The following is a 630-nucleotide window of genomic DNA, read 5'->3' on the forward strand; positions in this document are numbered from 1 at the left end:
CCAGTCGGAGTTGGATGCGGCCCAGGCGCGCCTGACCGCGGCGATCGCCGGGTTGAAGGTCCGCCCCAGCGAGCCGTCCGGCCCCTCGTATCCCTCGGGTCCGTCGGTTTCGTACGTGACGGTCACATTCGATTCGCAGGGCGGGTCCGCGGTCGCTGACCGCGTGGTCGTCTCCGGGACCACCGTGGAGGCGCCGGCCGCCCCGGTCCGCGACGGGTACGCGTTCTACCGGTGGACGAGCGACGCGGAGGGCGAACAGCCGTACGATTTCGGCACGCCGGTGTCCTCGTCGCTGACCCTGTACGCGCAGTGGAAGGTGCCGGTCTACCGCCTGTACAACCCGTACATGGCGCAGGGCGCCAGCCATTTGTACACGGTGAACAGGCAGGAGTACGACTATCTCAAGACCCAGGGGTGGAATCAGGAGGGCGTCGCGTTCCTCACCGACGCGAAGTCCGACAAGGTCAGGCCGGTGTATCGTCTGTACAACCGGTATGACGGCTCGCACCATTTCACGCTGGACCCCGAGGAGTACGAGTATCTCAAGACCCAGGGCTGGACCCAGGAGGGCGAGGCCTGGTACGCGTCCGACACCCAAGGCTCCGACGTGTACCGTCTGTACAACCGGTA

1 protein-coding gene is annotated in these 630 nt (G+C 66.3%); it reads left to right on the forward strand.

What is annotated here, in order from left to right; translation table 11 throughout:
• Positions 1-115: 115 nt before the first annotated feature.
• Positions 116-630, forward strand: a 515-nt coding sequence (locus tag EMO90_RS12035) for an InlB B-repeat-containing protein (RefSeq protein WP_223849879.1), incomplete at its 3' end; no start/stop codon positions are given.

Source organism: Bifidobacterium vespertilionis (assembly GCF_008698145.1).
GTDB lineage: Bacteria > Actinomycetota > Actinomycetes > Actinomycetales > Bifidobacteriaceae > Bifidobacterium > Bifidobacterium vespertilionis.